This window comes from Dyadobacter sp. CY351, from assembly GCF_021502625.1.
Taxonomy (GTDB): domain Bacteria; phylum Bacteroidota; class Bacteroidia; order Cytophagales; family Spirosomataceae; genus Dyadobacter; species Dyadobacter chenhuakuii.
In genome coordinates this window covers 368,886-394,913 of the sequence record NZ_JAKFFU010000007.1, presented here as the reverse complement: position 1 = coordinate 394,913, position 26,028 = coordinate 368,886, and the positions used below count along the sequence as shown (strand labels likewise).

Below are 26,028 nucleotides of genomic sequence, written 5' to 3'. Positions count from 1 at the left end.
ATAAGCCGCCTTAACGTGTCCTCCTTCCTTGAACAACCGTTCATTTTCGAACAGCAACGCTGGTAAGCGCTGCATTAATTTTCTGATTTTCAATGTGTTAAAAACATGGCATAGATATTGATCTTTTCCAAATATATTTATTTAATGGATTATGATCGGAAGCTACTTCAAAACATCAGGACGTGGTTTATTGCGTAACAAACTCTTCTCGTCCATCAATGTTGTCGGTCTTGCTATCAGCATGTCCGTCGGCCTACTGCTGATTGCATTCGTGCTTGACCTGCGTTCGTATGACAAGTTTCATAAGCATGGTAAACGGATCTATCGCATCACCAATGTGGCGACTTTCAAGGGCGAACAAGGCAGCAGCAAGTATTCATCGACTTCCATGAAGACGGGTCAGCTCATCATGGAAAAAGTGACTGGTGTCGAAGAAGTGGCGATTCTGCGGAATGACTTCATGCAGGACGCTACAGTTGGTGACAATGTGCTTCCTATCAAGGGCTTCTGGGCGGAGCCGTCGCTGTTCAGGATATTTACATTTCCGATGCTGGAAGGCAACCCCGAAACAGCCCTGAAAGATCCCTACTCAGTCGTTCTTACAGAAACAGCGGCAAAAAAGTTATTTGGCAACAGACCAGCGCTCGGCAAGGCGGTCAAATTTGATACATTAGATTATCAGGTTACCGGGATCATAAAGGATGTTCCCTTTTTTTCACATATCAGTTTTGAGGCGCTGGTATCGTTATCAACGGCCCAACAGCTCAACAAGAATGACAGGGAGTTTGGTAAATGGGCAAACATGTTTTCCAACTCCGTGTATTTGATGCTGCCGGAAAATGCCAACCTGGCTGCCATCCAGACACAGCTCGACGCGATTGCGAACAAAGAAAATCTCGCCGAAGCGCAAACAAATATCCAGCTCGAACTGCTACCATTACACGACATTGTAATTGGCGAGGATCTCCACTCCGGCTCCATGAGCGGCTCGGTGAACCCGCATATGCCACCGATCGTACTTTGGATACTGAGTGGTCTTGCATTTGTTGTGATTTTGTCTGCTTGTTTCAATTATACCAATCTATCGATAGCACGTGCAACGCGCCGCTTTAAAGAAATAGGCCTTCGCAAGGCCATAGGCGCCCGCAAAGGCCAGATATGGCAGCAATTTTTGGCCGAGGCGATCCTGATTTCGCTTGCTGCCCTGGTTCTCTCCTATTTCATTTTCCTCGCCCTGCGGCCACAACTGATTAATATTGCCCCGCAAATGCAGCGCACGGTGAAGCTCGATCTCACGCCGACAACCGTAGCAGCCTTTATATTTTTCTCAGTTACTGTGGGTGTCATTGCCGGTGTCATACCTGCATTGTTTTTTTCGAAAGTAAGTGCAATCCATGCGCTCGGGAATGTTTCATCGATAAAAGTATTTAAGAATGTGACACTCAGGCGCGCTTTGGTGGTGGTTCAGTACACGGTCACATTGATTTTCATAACAACAACCGCCGTGGGCTATGTTCAGTATAAAAACATTCTTGCATTCGACCTGGGATTTAATACCGAAAACATCCTGAACATTGACATGCAGGGAAATAAGCCTGAGGCACTGCTTAAACAATTACAGGAAATGCCGGAGGTAACTGCGTTATCCAGATCGCTGATCATCACCGCCGTTGGCAATGCATGGGGCGGTCATATGAAATACAAGGATTCGCAGGACTCTGCACTCGTCATGACCAACCACATTGACGAAAATTACCTGTCTTTACACAATTACAAGCTGCTCGCCGGTGAAAATTTCGTGACGCGGCCCACCACAGCCGAAGCAGCTAGCGAAGTGATTGTCAACCAGCAGGTTTTGAAGCGGTTTAACTTAGGTGATCCCCAGGAAGCAATCGGAAAACAGGTTATGTTCAACAGTTTTCGAATAAAAGACCGTAAGATGAAGATTGTCGGCGTTATCAAGGACTTCCACTATGGCAAAGTAGACAACCTTATCGAACCCGTAGCATTCATGTTCTGGACACCTGAGGACCGAGCAGTTATTAATGCCAAAATACAAAGCGCGGACATGCCGGCAACCATGGCTAAAATCGAGTCCGGATGGAAGAAAATTGATCGGATCCACCCTTTTAAGGCGAAATTTTATGACGAAGAGATTGAAGATGCTTACAGCGAGTTTTCAACCATAATCAAGATCATTGGCTTCCTTTCAATCCTGGCCATTTCCATTGCGTCCATGGGATTGTTCGGAATGGTAGTATTCACAACGGAGACAAGATTAAAAGAAATCGGCATCCGGAAAGTGATGGGAGCCAGCTCCGGCAGCCTCGTTTTCCTGTTGAGCCGTGGTTTTGTTGTGTTGCTGTCTATATCAGCATTGATTGCTATTCCTGCTACGTATCTTTTCTTCGAATCGTTTGTGCTTACGAACTTCCCTTATCATACACCGGTTCAAATTGCCGAACTATCCGCCGGCTTGCTGGTGGTATCGCTGATCGCCTGTATCATGATCGGCTCGCAGACGATGAAGGCAGCAAGAAGTAACCCGGTAGAGATCCTGAAAAGCCACTAAGGCATCAAACAGCTAATCAACATGCTTGCAAATTACCTCAAAATCGCCCTTCGGATTATCAGGAAAGACAACACGTTTACCGTGATTAATGTCGTAGGTCTGGCGACTGGTTTGGCTGTGGCGTTGCTGATCATTCAGTATGTGCGGTTTGAATTGAGCTATGAAAAATCTTATCCGCTTTCGGAGCAGGTCGTGCGGATCTCTATGGATTATCTGAACAATGGCGCATTGGATGCACAGGACGCTGAAATGTATCCGCCAGTTGGGCCCAGGGCGATCCGCGAAATGAGTGAGGTTGTTAATTTCACGCGTGCTTACCCGTTGCGAAAGCCCAATGTGACCGTTCAGCTGGATGATAAATATTATCTGGTAAACAATGTCTACGCAGTCGACTCGGCCTTTTTTTCAATGTTCCATTATCCGTTGCTCAGGGGCAGCCGAAAAAATCTTTTTACCAAACCGCGGCAGGTTATCCTGACAGAATCATTGGCGCTGACTTATTTCAATACGCTCGACGTCCTGGGCAAAACATTAAAAATGCCGCGAAGAAATGGCACCATTCTGCTCGAAGTGGTGGGCGTGGTGCCGGATAGCCCGGCAAACACACATCTGAAATTGGACATGATCGTATCTTATCCAACCATGGTGTCGGATTTTGGCGAATCGGATGATAATTGGAACAACAATAACACATACACTTATCTTCAACTGGACGCAAATACGACTTACGAAGCATTTACAAAATCGCTGGCTGCGTTCAGTGACCGGCTGGTCAGCGAAAAGAAGATAGTCAATGAGCGGGTTGTTGCGCAGAAAATCAGCGATATTCACCTGCATTCTAACAAGACTTATGAGACTGAACCGGGCGGCGATGCGCAGTCGGTATATTTCCTGCTGGGCGTAGCATTTCTTGTGTTGTTGACTGCTTTTGTAAATTATGTAAACCTTACCACCTCCAAGGCGCTTGACCGCGCGCGGGAAATTGGCATGCGGAAAGTGGTCGGTTCAACGAGTGGTCAGATAAGGACACAGATTTTCATGGAAGCTGTGCTCATCAATGTGCTGGCGGGAATTGTGGCGGTCGTGTTGGTAGCAGCTTTTGCTTCGGTATTTATTGAGATGGCGGGGCTGCCCGAGGGTTTTGTTGTTTTTGAAGATGCATTTTTTTGGGAGAGTCTCGGGACGTTCCTGTTATTGAGTATTTCTTTATCAGGGTTTTACCCGGCCTATGTTCTCTCTTCGTTTGATCCCGCCGCTGTGCTGAAAGGGCAGTTTTCCCGCTCGGCGAAAGGCGTATTCCTTCGCAAGGCTTTGGTCGTTTTTCAGTTTACAGTGACGATTATCCTGCTTGTCCAAACGTTTGCGGTATACCGGCAGGTGAAGTTTTTGAGGCAGCAAAATCTTGGCCTCAACATGGACCATACGCTGGTGGTCGAAGCTCCTGTGGCGAGTGACGCGCACAAGGATAATGTTGCGTTCAGGCAAATGCTGCTTGCTCAGTCTAATGTTAAATCGGTTTCATTTTCGGGAACGGTGCCAGGGCTGGGATCGACGCAAATGGGGACGACGACTGGCCTGAATCCTTCCGGGGCCGCTAAGAAAACGTATTACAATTATTATATTACGGAGGCTGACACTTCGTTTTTTAGTGTAATGGGCGTTAAGCTGCTCGCTGGAAAAAACTTCGATGCGCTGACAATTCACGGTTTTTCGGACACCACCAATCGACAGCTGATCGTCAATGAAGAAACTATCCGGCTTTGGGGGTTTGCGACGCCCGAAGCGGCCATCGGTAAGGGTGTTGATATGTGGGGACGCAAGGCAACCATCCGGGGCGTTGTCAAAAATTATCATTACGAATCACCAAAAGCCGCCCACATTCCAATCATCCACCTGTATTCTCCGTACTTCCGCTCGTTTGCAAGTGTGAAATTCACAACAGGAAATGCGGATGAACAGCTCGCTTCATTGAAAAAAGTTTATGAGGCCAACTTCCCTTACGCACCATTCAGCTATTTCTTTTTAGACAGCGAATACGACAAACAATATAAATCCGATGACCGCTTCCAGCAGGTTTTCGGCGCATTAACTGGCTTTGCCATCCTGATCTCCTGCTTTGGCCTGTTCGGACTTGCAACTTTTACTGTCTCGAAGCGAACCAAAGAAATCGGGATCCGCAAGGTAATCGGGGCAAGCACCACAAGCCTCATGCTTTTGTTGTCCAGAGATTTTATCAGGACTGTATCCATAGCCATACTCATCGGCTTACCAATCACATTCTTACTGGTCAAAAACTGGCTGGCGCATTACGCTGTCCGCATTGAACTGAACTGGTGGCTTTTTTCCGCTCCTGCCCTATTGGTGATGGTGTTGGTACTCATATCTATTGGCGGCAAAACGGTTGCGACGGCGTTGATGAACCCGGTCAAATCCTTACGTAGTGAATAGATCTTTCCTGTTTTACCTATGGGCGTAAAGCCTTCCCTTCATTTTTATAATTCTTAATACTTCTTAATGAATGTTTAAAGCCTGGCCTGTCAGCAGACAGTAGTTTTGTCCGTCGCATTAGTTACGGATTTCCAGCCATTTGTTTTAAACTTAAAATCTACTCCAATGGAATTTAACTTCCAGTATTTACTCAGCCATTTTGAACTCAGAGAACTTAAAAGCGAGGCCGATTTAACAGACCACCTTGCCCTGAGAAGAAAGATTTACCAGAAAGAATATTCAGAAGAATATCTGGACAATAAATATGATCTGCTGCCAAGTGACTGGAAAGCAAACCTGATTGGAGTATTTTCCGAAGGGCGACAAATCGCCACGATCCGGGTGGTGAGAAGGCAGGTTAATACAGCGATAGAAAAACAGCTGGCAAGCATTAACCATAAGTTTGGCCTCGGAATCAAGCCCGACATGTCTGATTCTCTTCCAACCGAATATGCTTTTGATATAAAATCCGGCAATAACCTGCATTTCAGGGACGCTACCGTCGAGTTGAGCAGGGTTGCGGTTTCGGACGAGTTCCGGGGACTAGGGCTGTGCAGATTTGCTATGTTGGCGGCAATTGGGATTTCGATCTTAGATAATGCCAAATATTGCCTTTACTCGTGTTCGACGAATGCGGTAAAGTATCACGAGGATCTGCTGCCAATGATGGCAGGAATTTATGCAGAGCAGAATGACAATGGTTATCCAGGCTTTAAATTTCCCACTTCCTCGGCTGCTGTGCTTTCGGAAATCCATAGTATGTCCCAAAAACACATTAACCGCGCCATTCTTGCCGGAATTGTTTGCAGATACGGCATCGATGTCTTAGGCGATCATTTCTCAGAAAAAACTGGAAAAGCACAGCTTGGAAGTAAATCGCATCTTGCTGAATATAATGCCGTCAGCGCTTAATACACATTGATTTTACGCAAAAAAATTCAAACTAAAATTCCGGACAGAATGTGTATGGATACATTAACAAAGCCCGAAGAAAGGACTTCTGAGCGACTGGAAGATACATTCAGACCGCTTTTCTTTCGCCTGCGTCATTTGGAGGACAAAAAAAGGCTGGAAGTTCTTATGGAGCGGAACCCAGGCATTATGCTGTTTGACACCATTTACGATCAGCTTTTTGAACTTGTAAAACTTAAAAATCCTGCCATCAGGCTCAGTCCGGAACAATCAGACGCCGGCATACAAGAACACCTCGGCGGACTGACATTTCAGGAATATGGTGTCTGGGTGTATTATCCTTGGAGCAGGAGGCTGGTACATTTGCTTGATAATGAAGAATTTGGCAAGGTCAGGACTAATCGGAACAATGGTAAGATCACCCGTGAGGAACAGCAATTATTGTCTACCAAAAAGATTGGCATCATTGGTCTGTCTATCGGGCATGCGGTTGCCATGACGCTGGCGACCGAAAGGTCCTTGGGCGAATTGCGGCTGGCCGATTATGATCTCATTGAACTTTCAAACTTAAACCGCATTCAGACCAGTACGCATAACCTGGGCATGAACAAGTCTGTTACTGCTGCGCGCGCCATTGCGGAAATCGATCCGTTTATCCAGGTGCGGATCTTCCGCAACGGGATTTCAGAAGGCAACATCGATGATTTTCTGACAGAAAACGGAAAGCTCGATATGCTCGTGGAAGTGTGCGATGGCCTCGACATTAAAGTGCTCGCACGGCACAGGGCACGACATTTTGAAATTCCGGTCGTTATGGACACCAGCGACCGGGGAATGATCGATATCGAGCGTTTCGACAAAGAGCCGCAGCGTCCCATCCTGCACGGCTTGCTTCCGGACATTGATCCCAGCAGTTTGAAAAACCTCTCAACACAGGAGAAAATACAAATTGTGGGAAAAATAATTAATACAAATGAAATTTCGGAACGTCTGAAAGCTTCGTTGCATGAGGTTGGAAAAACGATTTCATCCTGGCCGCAGTTAGGATCCGCAGTTGCTCTGGGCGGGGCGATCACGACGGACACCTGTCGCAAGATCCTGCTTGGGATGAATGTAGAATCAGGCCGGTTTTATGTTGATATCGACCGGATCATCGGGGCGGTATGACCATTATCGTTTTGTAAACTGACGACCATCACTTTTATCCGACCGATACTGATTTAGCTTTGCCGGAAAGCAGGTCACGCCTGCCGCAAACCTGTAAAGCCAAAAAAGATCTATGAAAACTTGTATCGTCCTGATTTCCCTAGCATTGATTTTCCTCACCTCCTGTAACTCCGGGCCTACTGAAAATACAGGTCTTAACAGAAAAACATCGGATTCGGACAGCGTCTTCAATTCCTGCTACGCCTCCTTCGTCAAAAAAGACACGGTGCTGCTCAATGCACTTGTTTATGGAGACAGCATAAAGGGCAGCCTGGGTTACAAACTGTATGAAAAACAGCAGGATAACGGCCTGCTCATGGGAACAATGCACGGCGACACCATCTGGGGCCTGTACACATTCATGTCATCCGATTCCGAATATGTCAACGAAGTCACATTCCTCCGAAAAGACACATTACTCATAGAAGGCCGCGGCGAAAGAACATTCAAAGACGGCAAATTCGCCTTCAAAGACAGATCCAAAGTGCAATACTCAGGTGTTGCACTAGCCAAAACGGATTGCAGGCAATTGCCGGAACAAAATGAAGCAAAGCGCTAAAATAAAGGCAAACCGCGGCCATGCGGTTTGCCTTTATTTTAATTTAAATACAACCTTAATTAAGGAGCTGCAACGAAGATAGATGTTGTTGTGGCGTTCTTGGTGCCGTCGGAAAGTTCGATCGGCGCGCCGTTTTTCCAATATTTGGCGATGCTTGTAACGCCGTTCAAACCAGCGCCGGAAACATAAATATCATTGCCAATGATTGTGATTCCCGTTGCTGCTACGCCGCCTGGAAGTGGTGTGGCGATGCCGTTTTTCCAAATGTTGGCGGTGTAATAATTGAGGCTGTCGCCGACATTTCCAACAATATAAACGTCGTTCCCTGCCACTGCAACGTCTTCCGCATTTGAATGATATGATGAAGGACTAAGGACGGTTTCAACGCCATTCTTCCAATATTTAGCAACAGTTCTATACTTTCCTCCCGTCGTGCCCACAACGTGAACGTCAGTACCCGATACGGCTATTCCGCTTGGGAAAGTCTGTTCAGTTCCATTTGTTAAGTCTACATCAACGCCGTTTTTCCAGTATTTAGCAACTGTATTTGCTCCTACGCCGTTGGAGGCAGTTCCGGTCACATACACATCTCCATTCGCTATGGCCATATCCCTGGCCCATCCGCTATATGAATTGTTCAGACTTACGGGCACCCCATTCTTCCAATACAGGGCATAGTAACCACCCGCATCTGCACCGGAGCCCGCAACATATACATCACCGCCCGATAACAGCACTTTACTAAGAACAGACGGAGCATACTGGCCCGAAAGGGATTGCAAAGCACCATTTTTCCAGTATCTGGCATGGGCTGTCAATGTGCTGTCCCCATCCCAGCCTACCACGTGCACATCAGCACCGGAGGCAGCTATTGAAGTTGCCACGATCCCATTGTTATTCGACATCAGGTCCACTGCCTGTCCATTTCTCCAGTACCTGGCCGTGTTGTTATTTTCTCCGTACTGATAACCCGCCACATACACATCCGGTGTTGTAGGTATGACGTGATCTTGAAGGTTGCATGAAAAAGTGAAAAGGCCTGCGGCGCCCAATACCAGGTAGGTGTAAAATTTAAGCATGAGTATTATTTAAGTTTCAATTAAAAATAAGCTGTTTGGTTACTCTCTGGCCTTTGCCGGTTACCTGGATGATGTATTTGCCCGATGGCAGGTGGCCTGTATCCAGCCGCACCCTGTTTCCGAAAGAATCGGGCGAAACTGACTTTAAGGCCCTTCCTTTGATATCGAATAAGGTGACCCGTGCATCCTGAATGTCGTCCTTTGACTCAATATAAACGAAATTGTTCTGGACCGGATTGGGATACACGACGACGTCAGTTTTCTCAACTTCCGTGATCTCTGAGGATGCTTTGTCGGAATAGCAGCTAAGTAAATTATTTTCCAGGGTGTATGCAACTTTTGCCCGGGCAGAATACAGTCCGGTTTTCAAAATTTTGACCATTTCGGCAGTCGTGTCGCTCTCTGATCCCGGTCTGCTCCACAAAAATTGCACCTTATTGCCCTCGTCTTCAACGCGCGCCATGAGTGAAAAAGGGCCAGATGGCTCGATAACTGGCGGCGCAACAGGTGGCCGGACCATAAGGGAAGATGTGGCCGAATTTTCTGAAACACAGCCGTATACATTTTGTCCTTTTACATAATAATCACCACTTTCTTCCACCTTTGCAACCGTCCCCGTGGCAAATGGCGTTGCGGAACCTTCGCGATACCAGGTGTACAGATCGGTCCCGTTGGAAATATTAAATTGAAATGAGGAATTAGCACAGGCTTGCTGCTGGCCTTCTTCTACAATGCTGGGACGCGCGGGCTTAGGGTCGCTTTCCAGAACGATGACAGGCGTAAGAATTGAGTTTCCCGATGCGTCTCGGACGGTTGCGCGGTAAGTTCCGGGGGAAGATATCTGAATCGTGTTGCCGCGCTCCCCATTGGTCCATTCATAGGACTGATAACCTGTCGGGAGCGAAACGGTAACTGCATTGTTTTCGGTAACGCAGCTTGTAGTGACCGTCGGCAGTTCTGCCGGATTGGCTGGCGTCACAGTTGAGAAAAAGTTGGCGTCCAGACTTGCATTCCATGCATTGGCCAGGATGGTTAGCCCTTCTACACCTTCGAAATGCGTTCCATCGATCCGGTTTGGGACCAAAGGATCGGTTTCAGGCCCTGGATATGTTGGATTAAAGTCTGTATTCAGAACAGCATTCTGCGCGGCAATAATATCGGGATTGACTGAGGATGGTATTTCTTTCGCAGCAGACGCGCGCGATGTTCTGGCAATAACCCAGGTAATCCTTTTTCCTGTATCCATGCCCAGGCGATTCATGAGAAACTGCAAGTCGCGGCTGTAATTGGCCGAAGGTGTTTTGTATACAGCGTCCGTTTCTCCCTGCATCCAAAGCACTGCCCGGACCCCATATTGGTTGACGTAGTTACGGGCAGCAATCCTCAGGTTGGCGTACGGCATATCCTTCGCATACACATGTCCGTATAAACTCGTAGTCGGGACGCCAGCGGCACTTTCCGCCCAGTTTTTAATGGCTGTTCCCTCCCATGCAACATTGATGAACACAACGGGTACATCCAGATGCGCAACGAGCTGGTCACCAAGAATGCCCCAGCACCAGGCGGTTTGGCCGCGGGGCGACATTGTTTTCAGGTTACTGGTTATTTTTGAAAACGATGGCGGCACAGGATCAGTCAGCAAGTCGGGATACTGCCCCAGCTCGTCGTTTTCGTAGTTATCAATGTAGAGCACGCGGTCGTCCGTTGCGCCGGGAGGAGCAGGTTTGTCTTTAAGCCCTTGTGCATTAGATTGCCCTGCAATGATGAAAACCTCTCCCACTCCCATGCGGGTGAGAACGTCACGGCCTACCACGCTGCCATTGGTTACGCCCCTCACTTCCAGAGCGTACCAGCCTCCTTTTAGCTTTATATTCCCCAGAAAAACGCCTCCCTGCGGCTTCTGTTGCAGCTCCTGCCATGGAATGTCTACTTCCTGGCCTTTGCCAACCGGGACTGCCCTTATTTCTATTTTATCAACCGGCACCGAATATGTGCCGGAAACCGAAACGGTCCTCCAACCCTGAATATCCCTTTGATATACAGCCTGATAAACCGGCGACGTAATTTTAATTTGAGAGAAAACAACCGGCGAGACAAAAAGCACGAGCATAAGTGCTTTCGCCAGAATACAAAGTATAGATTTATGCATTGGTATACTTAAAACTGTAGGGATTTGGATTTACTGCGGGGAGGAATAGGAATAATAAACGAGTGCTTTCTGCTCATTGTAATGCATGCTCCAGCGCTCACGGTTACTATTATACAGTTCGAATTCATAACACTTGAAATTCTCGAACTCACTTTTAAAACTCTTGCCAAAATTCTGCTGGCTGTCCAGGTTGAAGCCGAAAAGATGAGATTGAGCCGCAAAAAGGTCCCGGAAATACTTGATTTCGCTCGTTTTCAAGTTGGAAATCCACGAGAGCGTAGTGAAATCCGTGTTAAATTGTCTGATCCGGTTAAACTGAGGAATAGATATCAGATTACCATCCTCATCAAATCGCATCCCCGACAATCCGGTGACACCCAGGAAATTGACAGTAACTGAGTAGATTTTTGAACCGTCCGGAAAGATGCTTACCACGCATTCCATGAAAGTAAGCTCATTATTTTCCATAATGTAATCCCTGCTTGGCTCATTCAAATTTGTCAGGCTGTTCACGAAGGCGTGGTTGGGCTTGTGCCTCGAATTGATAAATTGCCGGATCTTTTCGGGAAGGTCATCGATGGATTTTGTGACGTAGGAAGTTTGTTGGTAAGGCCTGAGAATGACGCCGTACGCGCCACCTGTCAGCACATAATCCTTCCCATTCAGGTGATAATCATAGACATCTTCCTTATCCGGACCTCCCGCATAGTAAGATTCCACGACCCTGTGGTTGCTGATGCGGCCACCTCTGATAGCCAGAGTTTCAAGCTTCGCAAGTAGCTTCTCAGGAATTTCTTCGTCTGCCTGCCTGGCCGTGTTTAAAATGCCTGCATTGTTGACAACCGATTGGTAATTAGCGCCTTTATACCGAAAACTGAGTTGATAAACCTTGCCCGGCTCCAAAACCTTCATCTTCGAGATTTCCGCAGCGGGATATTTTTGGTAAATCATGTGCCTTGCGCTGCCGGGAACATCCAAATGGGGTTCAATTTTTTCGCGGCTGCACCTGCTGATGAGCACAACGAGCATAAAAAATGTAGCTACAACGAGCGTTTTAGAGCCTGATAGCAAGGGAACAGCCTGATCCTTAGCCTGCATTCGGAGGTGGAGTTGAGTTTTGTTATACAGACGCGATTTCCTTATGTAACCGCTGCTTCATCTCTAAAAAAATTTTAAAGAAATTCTCCCAATGCCGCTCAGGATAATCCAACTTAATTATTGAATTTCAAACCGAGCGAAATCCCAACCTGATTCGTCCTGATTTTTACATTTTCTTCTGCTGTAAGCATGCGAATGATGTTATATTCGAAGAAAGGTCCGATCAAAATGGTTGCTTTCGGGCCTGTAAAAATCCTTTTGCCGGCGGCTATTGTTGCTGCCAGCAACTGCTGATCCGAGCCCGAAACAGAACGGGAATACTCCATTCCTATTTGCGCATACAGCGCGCCCAAAGGTTTCGTCTCGAAATCGAAATGCTTCCTGGCGGCCAGTCCTACAACGTCGAATGCGCTTTTTACAACACGGGCCGCGCCCAGTCTTCGGAAATTGTAGCTTGCATTTGTCGGCACGGCGGTAAACTCTTCAAGTGCGTACACAAATTCCGTCTGATACTGCAAGTGACTGTAATTGAGCATCAATTGATAGCTTTTGACCTGCATCCCAACACCAATTTTATAACCAATGTTAGCAAGCGAATTTGGGAAAGACACCTTCAAGATACGCGAATGGGCGCTCGGCAGCAGATAGACACTCTGCGATGTGTTTGTTCCCGAGAAATTAACAAGCATAGCAGGTTTCCAGGAACCAGCGGACTTCTTGTCAGCCACATTTTGCAGAATACTGTCCGGCGTGGTTGCTAGCAGAGGCGCTGTGATCATGGGCAGCGGTAATGCTGGATATTTCAGGACATGATGCAGGTCGAGTTCTGTTACATGAATGTTGCCGATATGAGTCGGGGCGACGAAATTGCCGTAAGCCTGTTCATCGGCGGAGGCAATTTGTTGGGCGTTAGTTTTAGTATTCTGAGGCAAATCCAATGTTCCGGATTGTGTTGCCGGGGACTGATTTTCAGATTGAATTCTTGCCTTTTTCTTAACGGCGACGCGGTTTTCGGATACAACTTTGGGATCATCAATAATTGCTGAGGGAGCTTCCGCAGTAGTATTTAAAACCGTTTCACGGCCCTGGTTTTTGACATTAATTTTTGCTTTATTTTGCTCAGGCAGTGCTTTGGGAGTAACATTTCCGGTCACCGGCTTTGTCGAGACAGCGCCTATTTCTTTCCGGCCAGCATTTACATACCAGAGCGAAAGCACCCCAATAACAGCCAGCAGGCCAAATGCCGCCCATAAAGGTTTGCGGCTTGGCTTATGGCCCAGTTTTTTATAAATGCGCTCGTCCAGAGATGCCCCGGGTTTTCGCTCAAAATTTCCAAGCGAGGTTTTCAGCGCATTTTTTATAGCATCATTTAATTCATCATCAGAGGATTTCATGCTGCTTGATTCCTTTTTGTTCTAATAATTTGAAAAGTAAGTTACGTCCGCGTGTCAATTGTGAACGGGACGTTGCCTCCATAATTCCCAGTATCCGGGCGATTTCAAAATGCTTATAACCGTCGATAAAATAAAGGTTTACCACAATGCGGTATCCGTCCGGAAGTTCATTGATCGTTTCCAGTAATATTTCCACGTCCATCCGATGCAAGACAGCGCTGTGATCGTCCACTTGCCATTCCATTTCCACATTCTCATAGGAGCTGCTCAGGATTTCTTTCCGCGTAACCTGATTATAGTAATCGATCGCATGCCGGATCATAATGGTTTTCACCCAGCTGTCGATGGATTCGGGGTTCGAGATCTCTCCTATTTTAGAGAAGATCTTCATGATTCCTTCCTGAAATATATCCTCCGCTTCGGCCACGGTTTTGGCATACCGCACACATATCCCGAGCAATTTCCCTTTGTACCGGTCATAAAAAACAACCTGAGCCCGTGAATCCTGCCGTTGGCAGGCCCTCACAAGCTCGGTCAGGTCCGTCTTTAATTTCGATCTAAAAAGGGCCATTCAGTAATTCTTAATAATTCGCGCTGTTTGGCCTGAGAATAATATCCAACTATTTATAAACATAGGATGAATATTGTTCAAATATCACCTCCCCGGAATTTCCATTCACAAAGACTTCGTGGGTTTCACTAATGAAATCACGCGTGCCTTCGGGGCCGCTTTTTCTTTGAAAAACATATCTGATACTACTCAGATCATTATATTTCGCTTCGAAAGCCAGCGTGTTAGGCACATTGAAATCTGTAAAACCTCCCTTTATTTTATCAAATAGCTCGGCGCTGCCGACCTCATCATTCCGCTTGTCTTCCAGCGCCGAGCCATCCGAATTTTTTGCGATCCACTTCACATTGCCCTCCTGGTCAAAAAAAATGGGAAACAGTGCTGCTTCGGGATGGATTATGTAAGTCTTTTTATTTGCCTGATCTTCATTGACGACTATTTGGGTACTATCAATGTCAATTTTGGCCTGACTACAAAAAGACGCAATTTTTTCCGGCACCTCGGAAAGCTCCACCGTATATGACTCAACCGGATAAGGCGCGCTGAGTTTTACAATGTGCCAGTCGGCGAGCACATAATAGTTTAAAAGCTGAGCCTTTCCATTCAGCATGTACTGCATCCGCGCTGCATTATCGCCTGCATTTTCCCGCAATTGTACATTGGAAAGTGTCCCTCCGGAAATTACAAGCTTGTCTGTCAAGCCTTTGTAAAGACTTACATCATTCGTATTGATGAACACATCAGCCGAAATAGCTGAGGGGCTTACCTGCGTTTCATATGAATTAGCCCGGCTAAAAAATTTCGCTTTCCAAAGTTTATCCTGAATAAGCGTTTTGAAAACGAACTGCCCGGCATCCGGGTAACGCGTCTTGATCGCGGAAATAGCAGTTTCGGGCACCACTTCCGTATCCGGCTCTTGTACGTCCACAACATTGTTGCAACCGAAAGTAAATGCTGTAATGAAGCAGAGCAGTAAAATTTTCTTGTTCATTGAAAATTGTTATACAAGATTTTTAGCCTTCCAAGGTATGACTGATTATCGCCTCAAAACGCTGCTTGTAAACTTACATTTTTTATTTTAGCTGCAAAAAGTCAGTGGGCCGTGCAAAATAATTGGCAGATAACAAGGCAATCATGGAGGAGCTAACGCAGGAATTGGTTAATGAAACGGGGAAATTCAGAAGCGTTTCGTGGTGCACGGATGATTTGAGGGTAAGCCACAATATATCACAATATCAAGGATCTGAACGTATCCCGATCAGCAGGCGTGATGATGTGGTGCGATTACATTTTGGATTGAAGGGGGATTATCAATTTACCCACCAGCAGCTAAACAAACGCTTTGATCTGGTTGGCAGTCACCAGAATATGATGTATTCGGAGGGTTTCGACATTATTTTAGAAAATAAAACCCCGCAGGTCGAAACGTTCGGGATACAGTTTTCGAAAGCTTCTTTTATTTCATTTGCCCAAAATGCGGATAATCAGCTCGAAGATTTTTGTGAGGCTGTCATATCCGGCAAAAGTATAATGCTTAGCAAGAATTGGGGCAGCATTAATCCGGCTATTGAGAATGTGATCCGGCAGGTCATTCATTGTCCATATAACGGCGGCATGAAGCAAATCTTCATTCTTTCGAAATGCCTGGAACTATTGGTTCTCTCAGCGGAGTCGTCATTGAAAAACGCAGGAAAGCGGGCGTATGTGCTGACCAGGCAGGATAAAGAAAAAATCATCGCCGTTCGTGATCTGATCAATGGGCGATTAGAATCGCCGCCGACATTGTCTGAAATCGGAAAGCTTGTTGGCATGAATGAATTCAAGTTGAAAAATGGCTTTAAGGAAATGTTCAGGACGACGATTTTTGGATATCTTACTGACCAGCGACTTAATACGGCTTTTCAATATCTGCGGGACACACAAAAGACCGCGGCCGAAGTCGCTTTTGAGCTAGGTTATGCAACTCCCCAGCATTTTAATAATGCATTCAAGAAACGATTTGGCATAACTCCCAATTTGGTTAGAAACAATCCGTAATTGGCAATCCGGGAAGCTACAATCTGCCTATCATTGCAAAACGAAAAATTTAGCCATATGGACCAACCACTTTTTGTAACCAACTCAATAACGATCAATGCCCCCGGACCGGCAGTTTGGGATGCGCTGGTAAACCCAGAAAAAACGAAACTATATATGTTTGGCTGTGCGGCTATATCCACCTGGCAACCCGGAGACGAACTACTCTGGAAAGGCGTAGCAGACGGACAGGAAATTGTTTATGTAAAAGGGAATGTTTTCAGCATAGACCCGGGCAAGCGCTTGGAATACACCGCTTTCGATCCTAATGATGCCAGTATGGAGGATGTTGCTGAAAACCACCTGCATGTAATTTACGAGCTGCGGGAAGAAAATGGTCAGACCGTATTAACCGCGAGTCAGGGAGATTTCGCAACAGTAGCAAAAGGAAAAGAACGGTACGAGGAAGTTTTCAACGGAGGTCTGGGATGGACACCCATGCTGGAAAAGATCAAGGCAATGCTTGAATCTTAGATTGATAAAAAAGGGATGGCCAACAATGTTAGCCACCCCTTTGAAACAACAAAACAAACTATCCAATGATATCCTTCACCTTATCAAAAAAGTCGGCGTCCGGTTTTATTCCCTGTTCAATTTGACCGTGGACTTCTTTGTCACCGGGTGCCAGGGAAGGCATTCCGCCTGTGGGAACCGCTTTTTCAAAAGTAAAGATGCCTTTGCCATCGATTGAAGTCCCTTCGGTCCAGCGCCCTCTTGCATTTGTATTGCCGTCCACGCTCGTGCTAATAAAGCTGTAAGCCACGTTTTCGTTTTGAAGGTTCGAAGGAAAACTGTTCGGGATCGGATGGGTATCCGGGCCAAGTTCTTCAAGCACCGCCATCCACTGGTTTTGGTGCATCGTGTCCCGGGCGATCAGGAACGCGAGCATGTCTTTCATTCCCGAGTCATCCGTCATTTCGTAAAGCCGCGTAGCCAGCACCCGGCCTGTTGCTTCTGCCATTACATTGGCGTGCATATCAGCTGCAATGTTGCCGCTGCTCACAACCCATGAACCGTTGAAAGGAACGCCATTAGCGTCCGTCGCCATCGCGCCAAGCCCGCCTGAAAGAATGTGACGCGGATCGCGACCTCCCATTACCGCTTCCACCATCGGATTGGCTTTCGCCATTTCGTCTTTCAATGCACTCGAAGAGCCTTCCAGGTTTAAACAGACCGCCGTCGCCAGCATTTCGATATGCGCGATTTCTTCCGTTCCGGTTTCCATCAGCATATCCCTGTACTTTTGAGGCCCGCGGGAGTTCCATGCCTGAAACAGATATTGCAAGCATACCCGTATCTCCCCTTCTATCCCACCGATCGCCTGCTGAAGAAGCTTCGCAAATTGGGGATTGGGTTTGTCAACCCTCACATTGTACTGCAGTTTTCCATCATGATAAAACATACCGAAAAAATTTAAGGTTATAGAATGGCGAGCGGGCACATAAAAACTATACCAGAAGCGCAAGAAAATCAGATACCGCTAGCCATTGAAACGATAAGTCCTGAGAAACTCCCACGGCCCGCCAAGATATCTCCACAAGTGCACGCCCCCGGCAGCAAAGCTGAATGGTTCGAAGGTCGCCCTGAGCTCGGCTTGCAAGCTTTTGGCAACAGCAGGCTCCACCTTGTTCTGGACAGTGATATGGAAATTCCTTTTCTGTTTATCCTGATTAGTAAGCACCTCCTGATAATGTGCTTGCAAATTCCGGTGAAGCAAGGCCAACTGGGGTGACACAATCTTAAATGCCGTCCCGCCGCCGAGCGACATTACCTGATCGGCCTTAACCTCGAACGCAACCTGATTTGCTGTAAGCATTTGCATCTTTTCAAAGATCCACGCTTCGTCGGGCAAGGCATTGAACAAAGTCAGATGGGCATTCAGATGATTCCTCTCCTTCGGAAAATGCCGCATCCGCAAATCGTCAAAATAAGCCTGTGCAGCCGGGTCGATGGATAGTGTAGCTACTAACGGTGGGTTCATCGAGATCACCGCACCATTAGCCGCCTGCAAAACTTCTTTATTTTCCATGTTAGTAATAATGCTTATTTGAACCTGTTATGCTTGGATAAATTATGACACTACAAGATAACCAGGCAGTTTCAAAGAGGAGCAAAATAAAGCACCACAAGAAAAAGGTTGGAATAGCTTGTCCTACGCAGATTTTCCTCACGCGTTCTTCACTAAATTTCCAGGTGAGCCTACATTTTCTTCATAAAAATCCCAACTTTTTCCGGCCGTTTAATAAGTATTTTTCAACCATCGGAAGTGCTTGGCTTATTAGTTCTGAGTAAACACTTGTACACTTCTTTCTCAAAACAAAAAAAACTTGTTATGAACATTATAATCAGTTAGTTACAAAAGACTCACCTGTCAAAATCACCGAAATAAGCCAAGAATGACAACTTATCGAAATCTGTCTAGTACAAAGCCTGAACTATTGGATTATATCTAGTATACCTTTTAGTAGTATTCGTTTGTAGTGATAAAATGTGCGCATAGGAATAGTTGGTACCAAAACGATAACTCGTGATTGGATTTACAAAGTGATTTTAAAAAGTACTTTGATGTGACATTCAAAATAAATAATGTACATACAAAACAAACATTTAAAAAACACCTCATATCTAAAAATAAATTTGTCAAATACTGAGTATGGCAGATTTTTATTTCGAATAATATCCTATACCTTAGGTTTGATTTAAAACTCAACCTTCTATCATTTGCTCTGACTTTTATGTTCAAACGCCCTCAGTTATTGAAACTGATCTATACTTGCTTTGCCGGATTATTGGTATCCGGCCCGTTTAATGCATGTGTCTCGCCTAAGAAAATTGTATATTTCCAAGGAGACTCCTTGAAGTACTCCGCCGGCGAGGTTGGGCAGGCATATACCCCAACTATCCAGAAAGGTGATATGCTTTCTATCATTGTCGGAAGCCTCAGCCAGGAGGCTAATGAGGTATTCAATGCTGCCAACCAGCGCAGCTCCTCCAGTATGAGTTATGGAAGCAGCGGCGCTCCATCCGTACAGCCTTTCGGATACCTGGTCCGCAATGATGGTTTTGTGGAACTGCCCATGATCGGGAAAGTGGCCGTGGAAGGACTTGAAACCGAAGCCGCCGCCGACATGGTCCGCACCAAGCTGAACCGCTATTTAAAGGAACCCTCTGTCATCATTCATAATCTCAACTTCAAGGTCTCCGTCCTGGGCGAAGTGAACCGCCCTGCGGTCTACAACATTCCAAACGAAAAAATCACACTGCCGGAGGTGTTAAGCCTCGCGGGTGACCTCACCATTTACGGGAAGCGCGACAACATTATGATCGTGCGTGAAGAAAACGGCAAGAGGGAATATGTCCGTGTAGACCTTACTTCAAGGGACATTTTTAATTCACCCTTTTACTACATGCATAAAAATGACCTCGTTTACATTGAGCCTACCAAAGCTAAAATGAGTGCCAATAACAGGGGTTTTCAAGTGGTGCCTATTGTCCTGGGTATTGTTACCGCGCTTAGTGTTGTATTGTTCCGTTTCATTTAAAGACTGCCGACCAGGCAACCACACGTTATAACCATAATGATATGAATTACAAAAACGCTACGCATCCTACCCAATATCACGAGGGCCTTCGCGAAAAATTCGATCTTAAGGCTTATTTGCGCCGGTATCTGCACTATTGGTATTTATTTTTCCTGATCATTCCGCTATGCCTTGGCGGAGCATATTTATACCTGGCTACCACGCAGCCGACCTATATCTCTCAAACGACCCTCCTGATCAAGGACAGCAAGACGCAGGTAGGACCCGAAGAAACCATTATGAAGGAAATGGCTCAGTTCAATGGCAACAAAGTCCTTGAAAATGAGATTGGTATACTCAAATCCCAGTTACTCATGGGAATGGTGGTCAAGCAGCTCGACCTGGACATATCATTTCAAACCAAAGACGGCCTGAGCACGATTGATCTGTACGGGCAAAGTCCGGTGAAAATCGACGCGCAGATTGTAACTGATTACGCTTACGCACATCCGTTAGTGATCCATACGGACAGCCTGGGGCATTTCCGTATCAATAACAACACTGAGTCATACCGCTTCGGGACGCAGATAAGAACCGCCTGGGGCCTTTTTTCAGTGTTAAAGGGCGCAAATTCTGGTTACCACGATATTGAGGTCCGTTTTCACAATCCGCAGGCGCTTACCCGCGGCATGCTCGGCCGGCTCACGGTTGGTGTACTTTATCCGCAGAGCACATTACTCGAATTGAGTTTCGAGGATACTTCAGTGCAAAAGTCAAAAGACATCCTGAATAAGCTCCTGGATGTGTATGTGCAGTCATCATTGAACGATAAAAACAGTGAAGCCTCCAACACGCTCAAATTCATCGAAAGTCGCCTGGGCCTGATCACCGGAGAACTCAGCGAGGTAGAAAAAAATGTGGAAGTGTACAAAAAATCAAAAGGACTGACCGATATCAGCGCTGAATCTCAGCTGTTTCTGGAAAATATTAAAGAGAATGACAGCAAGCTTAATGAGATCAACACCCAGATAAAAGTGCTGGAAAGTGTGGACCATTACATCCAGAATGCCGGAGACGGTGCGCCTGCTCCCGCCACCTACATGATCGACGACCCTATTCTCGTGTCGCTGCTGACCAAATTCAATGACCTGAGCTTGCAGCGCGAACGTTACGCACGGATCACGCAGGTGGAAAATCCGCTTTTTGAGACGGTAAATACGCAAATGCAGCAAACCAGGCAGGCGATCCAGGAGAATGTGCAGAACCTGAAAAGAGGGATGGCCGCAACCAAGGAGAACCTGAACGGGATCAATACCAAGTTTTCGTCCGGATTAAGCAGCATTCCCAAAAAAGAAAGAGAATATGTTGGGATAAAAAGGCAGCAAACGATCAAGGAAAACCTCTATCTGTATTTGCTCCAAAAAAGAGAAGAAACCGCCTTGGCATATGCTTCTACGGTAACAGACAGCAGGTTAATTGACGCGCCCATTTCCTCCTATTTGCCCGTAAAACCAAAACGTTCCGTGATCTGGCTTGGTGCAGGGTTGGCTGGCATCGTAATCCCGATCATTCTCATCAACCTGATTTTCATGCTCAACAGCACAGTCCAAAACCGGGAAGAAGTGGAGCGGATCACGCACGCCTCGATCCTTGGTGAAATTGGCATGATGAAAGGTTCAAAAGGGAAAAAGCCTTCCGAATCGATCATTAAAGTAACGAGCAGAAGCGCTGTTGCCGAGCAATTCAGGGCTCTTCGAACAAACCTGCAATATATGGGCGACGGCAGTTGCCGCACAATCATGCTCACCTCTTCCATCAGCAGCGAAGGCAAAAGTTTTATCAGTATAAACCTGGCAGTTAGCCTCGCGTCTTCGGATAAGCGCGTGATTCTCCTGGGATTAGACTTACGCAAACCTTCCCTGCATGATCGGCTGGACATTACCAATAAAAAAGGCGCGTCCAATTATCTGGTCGGGCAAAAGAATTTGCAAGAGCTCATTCAGCCATCCGGTCTGCATCCGCAGTTCGATGTGCTGTCTTGCGGCCCGCTGCCTCCTAACCCATCCGAATTGTTGAGCAACGGCCGCCTGCCCGAACTGATTGCGGAGCTGCGAACACAGTACGACTACATTCTGATCGACTCCCCACCTTTCGGATTGGTAACCGACGCTGCGCTGATAGCAGAACACGTGGAGGCGACATTATATGTTGTAAGGTTCAACTACACACTTTTGGATCACCTGAAACACATTAAGGAATTACAGCGCACCAAGCGTTTTGCCAATCTCAGCCTGATTTACAATGGTGTGGATTACGCCTTCGGTTACGGCTATGTATATGGATCAGGTGGAAATGCTTACGGATATCACACAGAAGACATACCCAATAATGGCTTTGGGTTTAACCAGACACTGAAAAAACTGACAGGAATGTTTTGATAAAAAACAGCTGATAGATTAAAGTTAGGCAAGCCAGACCGTCCGGACAGCAATGACCGGGAATGTAAAGTTTTGCCCTACGTATACCCCAATACGTTAAATAAAGCTGAATTATTAGGATACTGTCTTATTCGTCGTGCAATGCAACTGGGGGGTTGCACCAAGATTACATGCTGATTAAGGATCGTCTGTTTTGAAAAAGCAGCCGTCTGTATCGTTCTGATTGCAGCTTTAAAGGGAAATCAACAAGTAAAATGGGGATTTGTCTTGTCGTATTAACCATCCAATGGCTTGAAAAAACTTTCCGAACAAATGCAGACGTACGCTGTTTACGACAAAGCAGTGAAATGGGGTAAGCTTATTGCGATCACCGGAGGAACGCAGGCAGCCGTGCAGGCAATGGGGCTGATCACAGGCATACTGATAATCCGGTTGTTGCCCATGAAAGAATACGCTTACTACACCATTGCAAATACGGTTTTAGGAACGATGATGGTGCTCTCCGACAGTGGGATCAACAATGCGATCATCTCGCAAGGCGGACCGGTATGGAAGGACAGGCAGCAACTGGGTACGGTTTTGTCGACGGGGCTGTATCTCAGGCGCAGATTTGCTGTGCTGAGCTTGTGTGTTTCCCTTCCCATATTGTTGTTTTTTCTGATCCATCAGGGAGCAGGATGGCCAACGAGTTTACTGATCGCGGCGGCATTGATCCCGGCATTTACTGCGGGGCTATCGGATTCGATCCTGGAAATCCCATCCAGACTGCACCAAGACATTAAGTCGTTGCAGGTGAACCAGTTATTGGTAGGGATCGGGCGCTTTGTACTGAGCATTCTGTCATTGTCCATTTTCCCCTGGACGTTCATTTCATTGCTGGCCAATGGGATACCCAGGATCTGGGGCAATGTGAAGCTGAAACAAAATGCAGGCCGGTTCGCTGATTTCAGCAAGCCGGTGAATGCAGCTGTGAATGCGGAGATGCTTAAAATGGTAAAACGGATATTTCCGTTGACTGTCTACTATGCTTATTCCGGCCAGATTGTTATCTGGTTGGTTTCGCTTTCCGGTACCGCATTTGCGGTGGCACAAATCGGGGCATTGGGCAGGATTTCGATGGTCTTGAATTTTTTCAACGTCATGTTCGCGATCATGATCATTCCCAGGTTTGCGCGGTTAAATGCGGACCGGAATAAGCTTTTGAGCAGCTTTTTAATGATAATGGCAGGGTTATCCATGTTTGCAGTGCTGATCATAACGGTTTCCTGGCTGTTTTCGCCGGTGATCCTTTCGGTGCTGGGCAGGGAATATACCGACCTGGAAACGGCGCTTGTGCTGAACATGGCTGGCAGTTCGGTAGCAATGATCAGCGGGGCGGTTTACGGGATCTATTCCAGCAGGGGGTGGACCATTCAGCCTTTTTTCTCTATTGGGATCAATCTGCTGAGTGTGGTGGCAGGAATTGCCTTTATTGATGTGTCGGATCTAAAAGGGGTTTTGATTTTCAATGTTGTGGTTGCTTTGGCCCAGCTACTGGTTAACACAGCATTTTGCAGCCTTAAAATTTTACAAACAAAGCATATTTCAATGGCGTAATGATCACCATAAGCTTGAAAAAATGTGATAACAGTGTTACTATTAAGCATTTCCGGCCTTTTCATTGGCTACAACATGGGTTTGCGCATGTTTCCGGCCGTCCGTTACAAATCGTATGACAGTGTCGAACGGTGCGAAGAATACGTTTACCACGGACATTATGACAAAGTTTTTGTAGGCTCCGGGTTGATAGGAGAATTTGATAATTACCTGTCCGAAGGCGCTTTTAACCTGTGTTTTCCCTATTTCGGTAGCTGCACAGGATTGGAGATCATTGCCAGGTCGGGTAAGGTCCCGGAAGTGGTTTTCATTGAGACAAATTATATTTTCAAAGGCTCAGACAAAGAACTCGTTACCCAGATTTTTGACAAACAATGGAGAAAGTTGAGGCAAATCGCCCCGGCTTTGCTAAAAAAAAACAGGCCCGGGTCGCTGGTTAGATCAGTGGTAAAGCATTTATCCAATAACAAAACGCCAGAAACTGCCAAACAGACAAGCTGGCGGCTGAACGAGGATGAACTCGACCGTTTTTATTGGATCTACAATGAACATCCTGACACACAAGAGATTGACAACATACTGGCAGAACTGGAAAAGCATCTGGATTACATCACGGGACAAGCATGTCAGATCGTATTTTTTGAGATGCCTGTGCACAAAGATCTTTATAATTCCAGGCTGATGGACTTTCAGCGAAAAAAATTGAAGGAATTTTTAAACAACAAAAATTATCCCTGGATCGAATCCAGCCAGCTGCATGATTACCAGACCGTCGACGGCATACACCTTACAAAGGAAAGCATGAGTCGGTATGCAGATTTTCTGATGCAGAATACAAGGACCATACTCACGTAACCCATTAAAATGAACATAGTCGTCTGCACCCTTTTTGAAGGCCACTACCATTATGGCGTGGCAGCCCTGGTCAATTCGCTATCTAAAAACGGGTTTACCGGGCATATCTATGCGGGCTATAAAGGAAGCATTCCCGAGTGGGCAAACGGAAAAAAAGGAAGGGTACTTCACTGGGACAATGCCAGCACGATTACCCCCGCAGATGGCATCGATGTGCATTTTATCCCCGTAAAAACCGATTTTCATCTTACCAACTACAAACCTGGCTTTGTCATTGAGCTCATGGAGCAGGTTTCCTCAGACGTATCCGGTGTCTTCTATTTTGATCCCGACATTGTGATCAAATGCAGGTGGTCATTTTACGAACTATGGCTGACATTGGGCGTCCCGCTCGTGCATGAGATCACCAACAACGACATGCCCGCAACGCATCCGGTAAGGATCTTATGGCGCGACCTGATCCTGAAAAATGACCTCGAAGTAACCAACCACATACATTCCTATATCAATGCAGGTTTCTGGGGAATAAGCCGGGAAAACGTTGAATTCGCGCATTTGTATAAAAAATTCGTGGATATATCTGTAACGGATTATAACATGGACCTCAACGATTTCACCTTCGATCTGGACCGGACCAATCCGTTTTTTGCCAAAGACCAGGACGCATTAAACATTGCCGCCATGTGCAGCCGCGTGCCGCTCAGCGAGTATGGGCCCGAAGCAATGGATTTTGTACACGGCGGGAAGGTGATGTCGCACGCGACGGGCAGCCCGAAGCCCTGGAAAAAGAACTATATGCTGAGTTTTCTGAAAGGGAACCCACCGTCGCTTTCGGACAGGGCTTATTGGAATAATACCAATGATGCCGTGCGCCTTTACCCAGGCTATTACGTGGGACTGAAACAGCTGGAAATGAAAATAGCGACTTTCCTGGGGAGATTTTACAAACGGTATTAACGAAAAAAGGATGAAGGGATTATTATCAGAAATCCGATTATATCTGTGCAACCACTGGATCAAACATATTCCCAGTAACCGGATCAGGCTCTGGTATTACCGGCATGTCATGCAGTTCAGCATTGAAAGAGGAAGCCATATTTTCATGGGCTGCACATTCGATTCGGCCAAAAACCTGATCATACGCCGCAATTCAGTGGTCAACGCCAATTGCAGGATCGATAACCGGGGCAGCATCACGATCGGTGAGAATGTATCGATCTCCAATGAAGTGTGCATCCTTACGGGAGATCATGATATGGATTCCGAAGATTTCCTCGGACGTGACCATCCTGTGAGCATCGGCAGTTATGCCTGGATCGGGACAAGGGCCATGATCCTGCCAGGCGTTAATGTGGGCGAGGCCGCTGTTGTAGCGGCAGGAGCTGTGGTAACGAGACATGTGCAGCCATTCGATGTAGTAGCAGGCGTTCCTGCCAAAAAAACACGAGAACGGGCATTTAACAAGGCTTTTACCTATTCCAATGATTACAAAAGATTATTCCAGTAAGCGTTTAC

21 protein-coding genes are annotated in these 26,028 nt (G+C 46.5%); 13 read left to right on the top strand and 8 right to left on the bottom strand.

Features of this window, described 5'->3' with window-relative positions; all coding sequences use genetic code 11:
* Positions 1–151: 151 nt before the first annotated feature.
* The 5 genes from L0660_RS16040 (at position 152) to L0660_RS16020 (ending at position 7,736) form a co-directional block, all read left to right on the top strand.
* A complete protein-coding gene (locus L0660_RS16040) occupies positions 152–2,572 on the top strand; it encodes an ABC transporter permease (protein ID WP_235160329.1) in 2,421 nt (806 codons plus the stop codon).
* 21 nt (positions 2,573–2,593) lie between these two features.
* Positions 2,594–5,020: an ABC transporter permease gene (locus tag L0660_RS16035; protein ID WP_235160328.1), complete on the top strand. Its 2,427-nt coding sequence runs from the start codon at positions 2,594–2,596 to the stop codon at positions 5,018–5,020.
* 165 nt (positions 5,021–5,185) lie between these two features.
* Positions 5,186–5,971, top strand: coding sequence for a hypothetical protein (locus tag L0660_RS16030; protein WP_235160327.1), 786 nt, complete (start codon positions 5,186–5,188; stop codon positions 5,969–5,971).
* Positions 5,972–6,025: 54 nt separating this feature from the next.
* The gene (locus tag L0660_RS16025) at positions 6,026–7,138 is read left to right on the top strand and encodes an Rv1355c family protein (protein WP_235160326.1); all 1,113 of its coding nucleotides are present in this window, start codon (positions 6,026–6,028) and stop codon (positions 7,136–7,138) included.
* A gap of 112 nt (positions 7,139–7,250) precedes the next feature.
* Entirely contained in the window at positions 7,251–7,736 is a 486-nt protein-coding gene (locus tag L0660_RS16020) for a hypothetical protein (RefSeq protein ID WP_235160325.1), read from the top strand.
* A gap of 59 nt (positions 7,737–7,795) precedes the next feature.
* Here the strand turns inward: L0660_RS16020 and L0660_RS16015 are convergent, their stop codons facing one another.
* The 6 genes from L0660_RS16015 to L0660_RS15990 form a co-directional block, all read right to left on the bottom strand.
* Positions 7,796–8,815, bottom strand: coding sequence for a hypothetical protein (locus tag L0660_RS16015; RefSeq protein WP_235160324.1), 1,020 nt, complete (start codon positions 8,813–8,815; stop codon positions 7,796–7,798).
* A gap of 16 nt (positions 8,816–8,831) precedes the next feature.
* Positions 8,832–10,964 carry a sialate O-acetylesterase gene (locus L0660_RS16010; RefSeq protein WP_235160323.1) on the bottom strand — a complete coding sequence of 711 codons (2,133 nt, stop codon included), beginning with the start codon at positions 10,962–10,964 and terminating at the stop codon, positions 8,832–8,834.
* Positions 10,965–10,994: 30 nt separating this feature from the next.
* Entirely contained in the window at positions 10,995–12,062 is a 1,068-nt protein-coding gene (locus L0660_RS16005; RefSeq protein WP_233797891.1) for a hypothetical protein, read from the bottom strand.
* 113 nt (positions 12,063–12,175) lie between these two features.
* Positions 12,176–13,456 carry a hypothetical protein gene (locus L0660_RS16000; RefSeq protein ID WP_235160322.1) on the bottom strand — a complete coding sequence of 427 codons (1,281 nt, stop codon included), beginning with the start codon at positions 13,454–13,456 and terminating at the stop codon, positions 12,176–12,178.
* Positions 13,443–14,027 carry an RNA polymerase sigma factor gene (locus tag L0660_RS15995; RefSeq protein WP_235160321.1) on the bottom strand — a complete coding sequence of 195 codons (585 nt, stop codon included), beginning with the start codon at positions 14,025–14,027 and terminating at the stop codon, positions 13,443–13,445. The genes L0660_RS16000 and L0660_RS15995 overlap by 14 nt, the downstream gene beginning before the upstream one ends.
* A gap of 49 nt (positions 14,028–14,076) precedes the next feature.
* A complete protein-coding gene (locus tag L0660_RS15990; RefSeq protein WP_235160320.1) occupies positions 14,077–15,018 on the bottom strand; it encodes a hypothetical protein in 942 nt (313 codons plus the stop codon).
* 143 nt (positions 15,019–15,161) lie between these two features.
* Between L0660_RS15990 and L0660_RS15985 the strand changes: the two genes are divergently transcribed.
* Complete coding sequence (locus L0660_RS15985; protein WP_235160319.1) at positions 15,162–16,064, top strand: helix-turn-helix transcriptional regulator; 903 nt, start codon at positions 15,162–15,164, stop codon at positions 16,062–16,064.
* 57 nt (positions 16,065–16,121) lie between these two features.
* Positions 16,122–16,577: an SRPBCC domain-containing protein gene (locus L0660_RS15980; protein ID WP_235160318.1), complete on the top strand. Its 456-nt coding sequence runs from the start codon at positions 16,122–16,124 to the stop codon at positions 16,575–16,577.
* Positions 16,578–16,635: 58 nt separating this feature from the next.
* Here the strand turns inward: L0660_RS15980 and L0660_RS15975 are convergent, their stop codons facing one another.
* Together L0660_RS15975 and L0660_RS15970 are read right to left on the bottom strand one after the other, a co-directional pair.
* Positions 16,636–17,505, bottom strand: a complete 870-nt coding sequence (locus tag L0660_RS15975) for a manganese catalase family protein (RefSeq protein ID WP_235160317.1) — start codon at positions 17,503–17,505, stop codon at positions 16,636–16,638.
* Between the two features lie 78 nt (positions 17,506–17,583).
* Positions 17,584–18,132: a 2'-5' RNA ligase family protein gene (locus L0660_RS15970; protein ID WP_235160316.1), complete on the bottom strand. Its 549-nt coding sequence runs from the start codon at positions 18,130–18,132 to the stop codon at positions 17,584–17,586.
* A gap of 826 nt (positions 18,133–18,958) precedes the next feature.
* Here L0660_RS15970 and L0660_RS15965 point away from each other — a divergent pair.
* The 6 genes from L0660_RS15965 (at position 18,959) to L0660_RS15940 (ending at position 26,020) form a co-directional block, all read left to right on the top strand.
* Positions 18,959–19,645: a polysaccharide biosynthesis/export family protein gene (locus L0660_RS15965; protein WP_235160315.1), complete on the top strand. Its 687-nt coding sequence runs from the start codon at positions 18,959–18,961 to the stop codon at positions 19,643–19,645.
* Positions 19,646–19,686: 41 nt separating this feature from the next.
* Entirely contained in the window at positions 19,687–22,062 is a 2,376-nt protein-coding gene (locus tag L0660_RS15960) for a tyrosine-protein kinase (protein ID WP_235160314.1), read from the top strand.
* 312 nt (positions 22,063–22,374) lie between these two features.
* Positions 22,375–23,658 carry a lipopolysaccharide biosynthesis protein gene (locus L0660_RS15955; RefSeq protein ID WP_235160313.1) on the top strand — a complete coding sequence of 428 codons (1,284 nt, stop codon included), beginning with the start codon at positions 22,375–22,377 and terminating at the stop codon, positions 23,656–23,658.
* Between the two features lie 33 nt (positions 23,659–23,691).
* Complete coding sequence (locus L0660_RS15950; protein WP_235160312.1) at positions 23,692–24,513, top strand: hypothetical protein; 822 nt, start codon at positions 23,692–23,694, stop codon at positions 24,511–24,513.
* Positions 24,514–24,522: 9 nt separating this feature from the next.
* Positions 24,523–25,470: a hypothetical protein gene (locus L0660_RS15945; protein ID WP_235160311.1), complete on the top strand. Its 948-nt coding sequence runs from the start codon at positions 24,523–24,525 to the stop codon at positions 25,468–25,470.
* Between the two features lie 10 nt (positions 25,471–25,480).
* Entirely contained in the window at positions 25,481–26,020 is a 540-nt protein-coding gene (locus L0660_RS15940; RefSeq protein WP_235160310.1) for a DapH/DapD/GlmU-related protein, read from the top strand.
* The last annotated feature ends 8 nt before the right edge of the window (positions 26,021–26,028 follow it).

Excerpts from the sequence above, each read along its gene's own strand:
- L0660_RS16040 (WP_235160329.1), top strand. The coding sequence starts at position 152 with ATGATCGGAAGCTACTTCAAAACATCAGGACGTGGTTTATTGCGTAAC.
- L0660_RS16035 (WP_235160328.1), top strand. The coding sequence starts at position 2,594 with ATGCTTGCAAATTACCTCAAAATCGCCCTTCGGATTATCAGGAAAGAC.
- L0660_RS16030 (WP_235160327.1), top strand. The coding sequence starts at position 5,186 with ATGGAATTTAACTTCCAGTATTTACTCAGCCATTTTGAACTCAGAGAA.
- L0660_RS16025 (WP_235160326.1), top strand. The coding sequence starts at position 6,026 with ATGGATACATTAACAAAGCCCGAAGAAAGGACTTCTGAGCGACTGGAA.
- L0660_RS16020 (WP_235160325.1), top strand. The coding sequence starts at position 7,251 with ATGAAAACTTGTATCGTCCTGATTTCCCTAGCATTGATTTTCCTCACC.
- L0660_RS16015 (WP_235160324.1), bottom strand. The coding sequence starts at position 8,815 with ATGCTTAAATTTTACACCTACCTGGTATTGGGCGCCGCAGGCCTTTTC.
- L0660_RS16010 (WP_235160323.1), bottom strand. The coding sequence starts at position 10,964 with ATGCATAAATCTATACTTTGTATTCTGGCGAAAGCACTTATGCTCGTG.
- L0660_RS16005 (WP_233797891.1), bottom strand. The coding sequence starts at position 12,062 with ATGCAGGCTAAGGATCAGGCTGTTCCCTTGCTATCAGGCTCTAAAACG.
- L0660_RS16000 (WP_235160322.1), bottom strand. The coding sequence starts at position 13,456 with ATGAAATCCTCTGATGATGAATTAAATGATGCTATAAAAAATGCGCTG.
- L0660_RS15995 (WP_235160321.1), bottom strand. The coding sequence starts at position 14,027 with ATGGCCCTTTTTAGATCGAAATTAAAGACGGACCTGACCGAGCTTGTG.
- L0660_RS15990 (WP_235160320.1), bottom strand. The coding sequence starts at position 15,018 with ATGAACAAGAAAATTTTACTGCTCTGCTTCATTACAGCATTTACTTTC.
- L0660_RS15985 (WP_235160319.1), top strand. The coding sequence starts at position 15,162 with ATGGAGGAGCTAACGCAGGAATTGGTTAATGAAACGGGGAAATTCAGA.
- L0660_RS15980 (WP_235160318.1), top strand. The coding sequence starts at position 16,122 with ATGGACCAACCACTTTTTGTAACCAACTCAATAACGATCAATGCCCCC.
- L0660_RS15975 (WP_235160317.1), bottom strand. The coding sequence starts at position 17,505 with ATGTTTTATCATGATGGAAAACTGCAGTACAATGTGAGGGTTGACAAA.
- L0660_RS15970 (WP_235160316.1), bottom strand. The coding sequence starts at position 18,132 with ATGGAAAATAAAGAAGTTTTGCAGGCGGCTAATGGTGCGGTGATCTCG.
- L0660_RS15960 (WP_235160314.1), top strand. The coding sequence starts at position 19,687 with ATGAATTACAAAAACGCTACGCATCCTACCCAATATCACGAGGGCCTT.
- L0660_RS15955 (WP_235160313.1), top strand. The coding sequence starts at position 22,375 with ATGCAGACGTACGCTGTTTACGACAAAGCAGTGAAATGGGGTAAGCTT.
- L0660_RS15945 (WP_235160311.1), top strand. The coding sequence starts at position 24,523 with ATGAACATAGTCGTCTGCACCCTTTTTGAAGGCCACTACCATTATGGC.
- L0660_RS15940 (WP_235160310.1), top strand. The coding sequence starts at position 25,481 with ATGAAGGGATTATTATCAGAAATCCGATTATATCTGTGCAACCACTGG.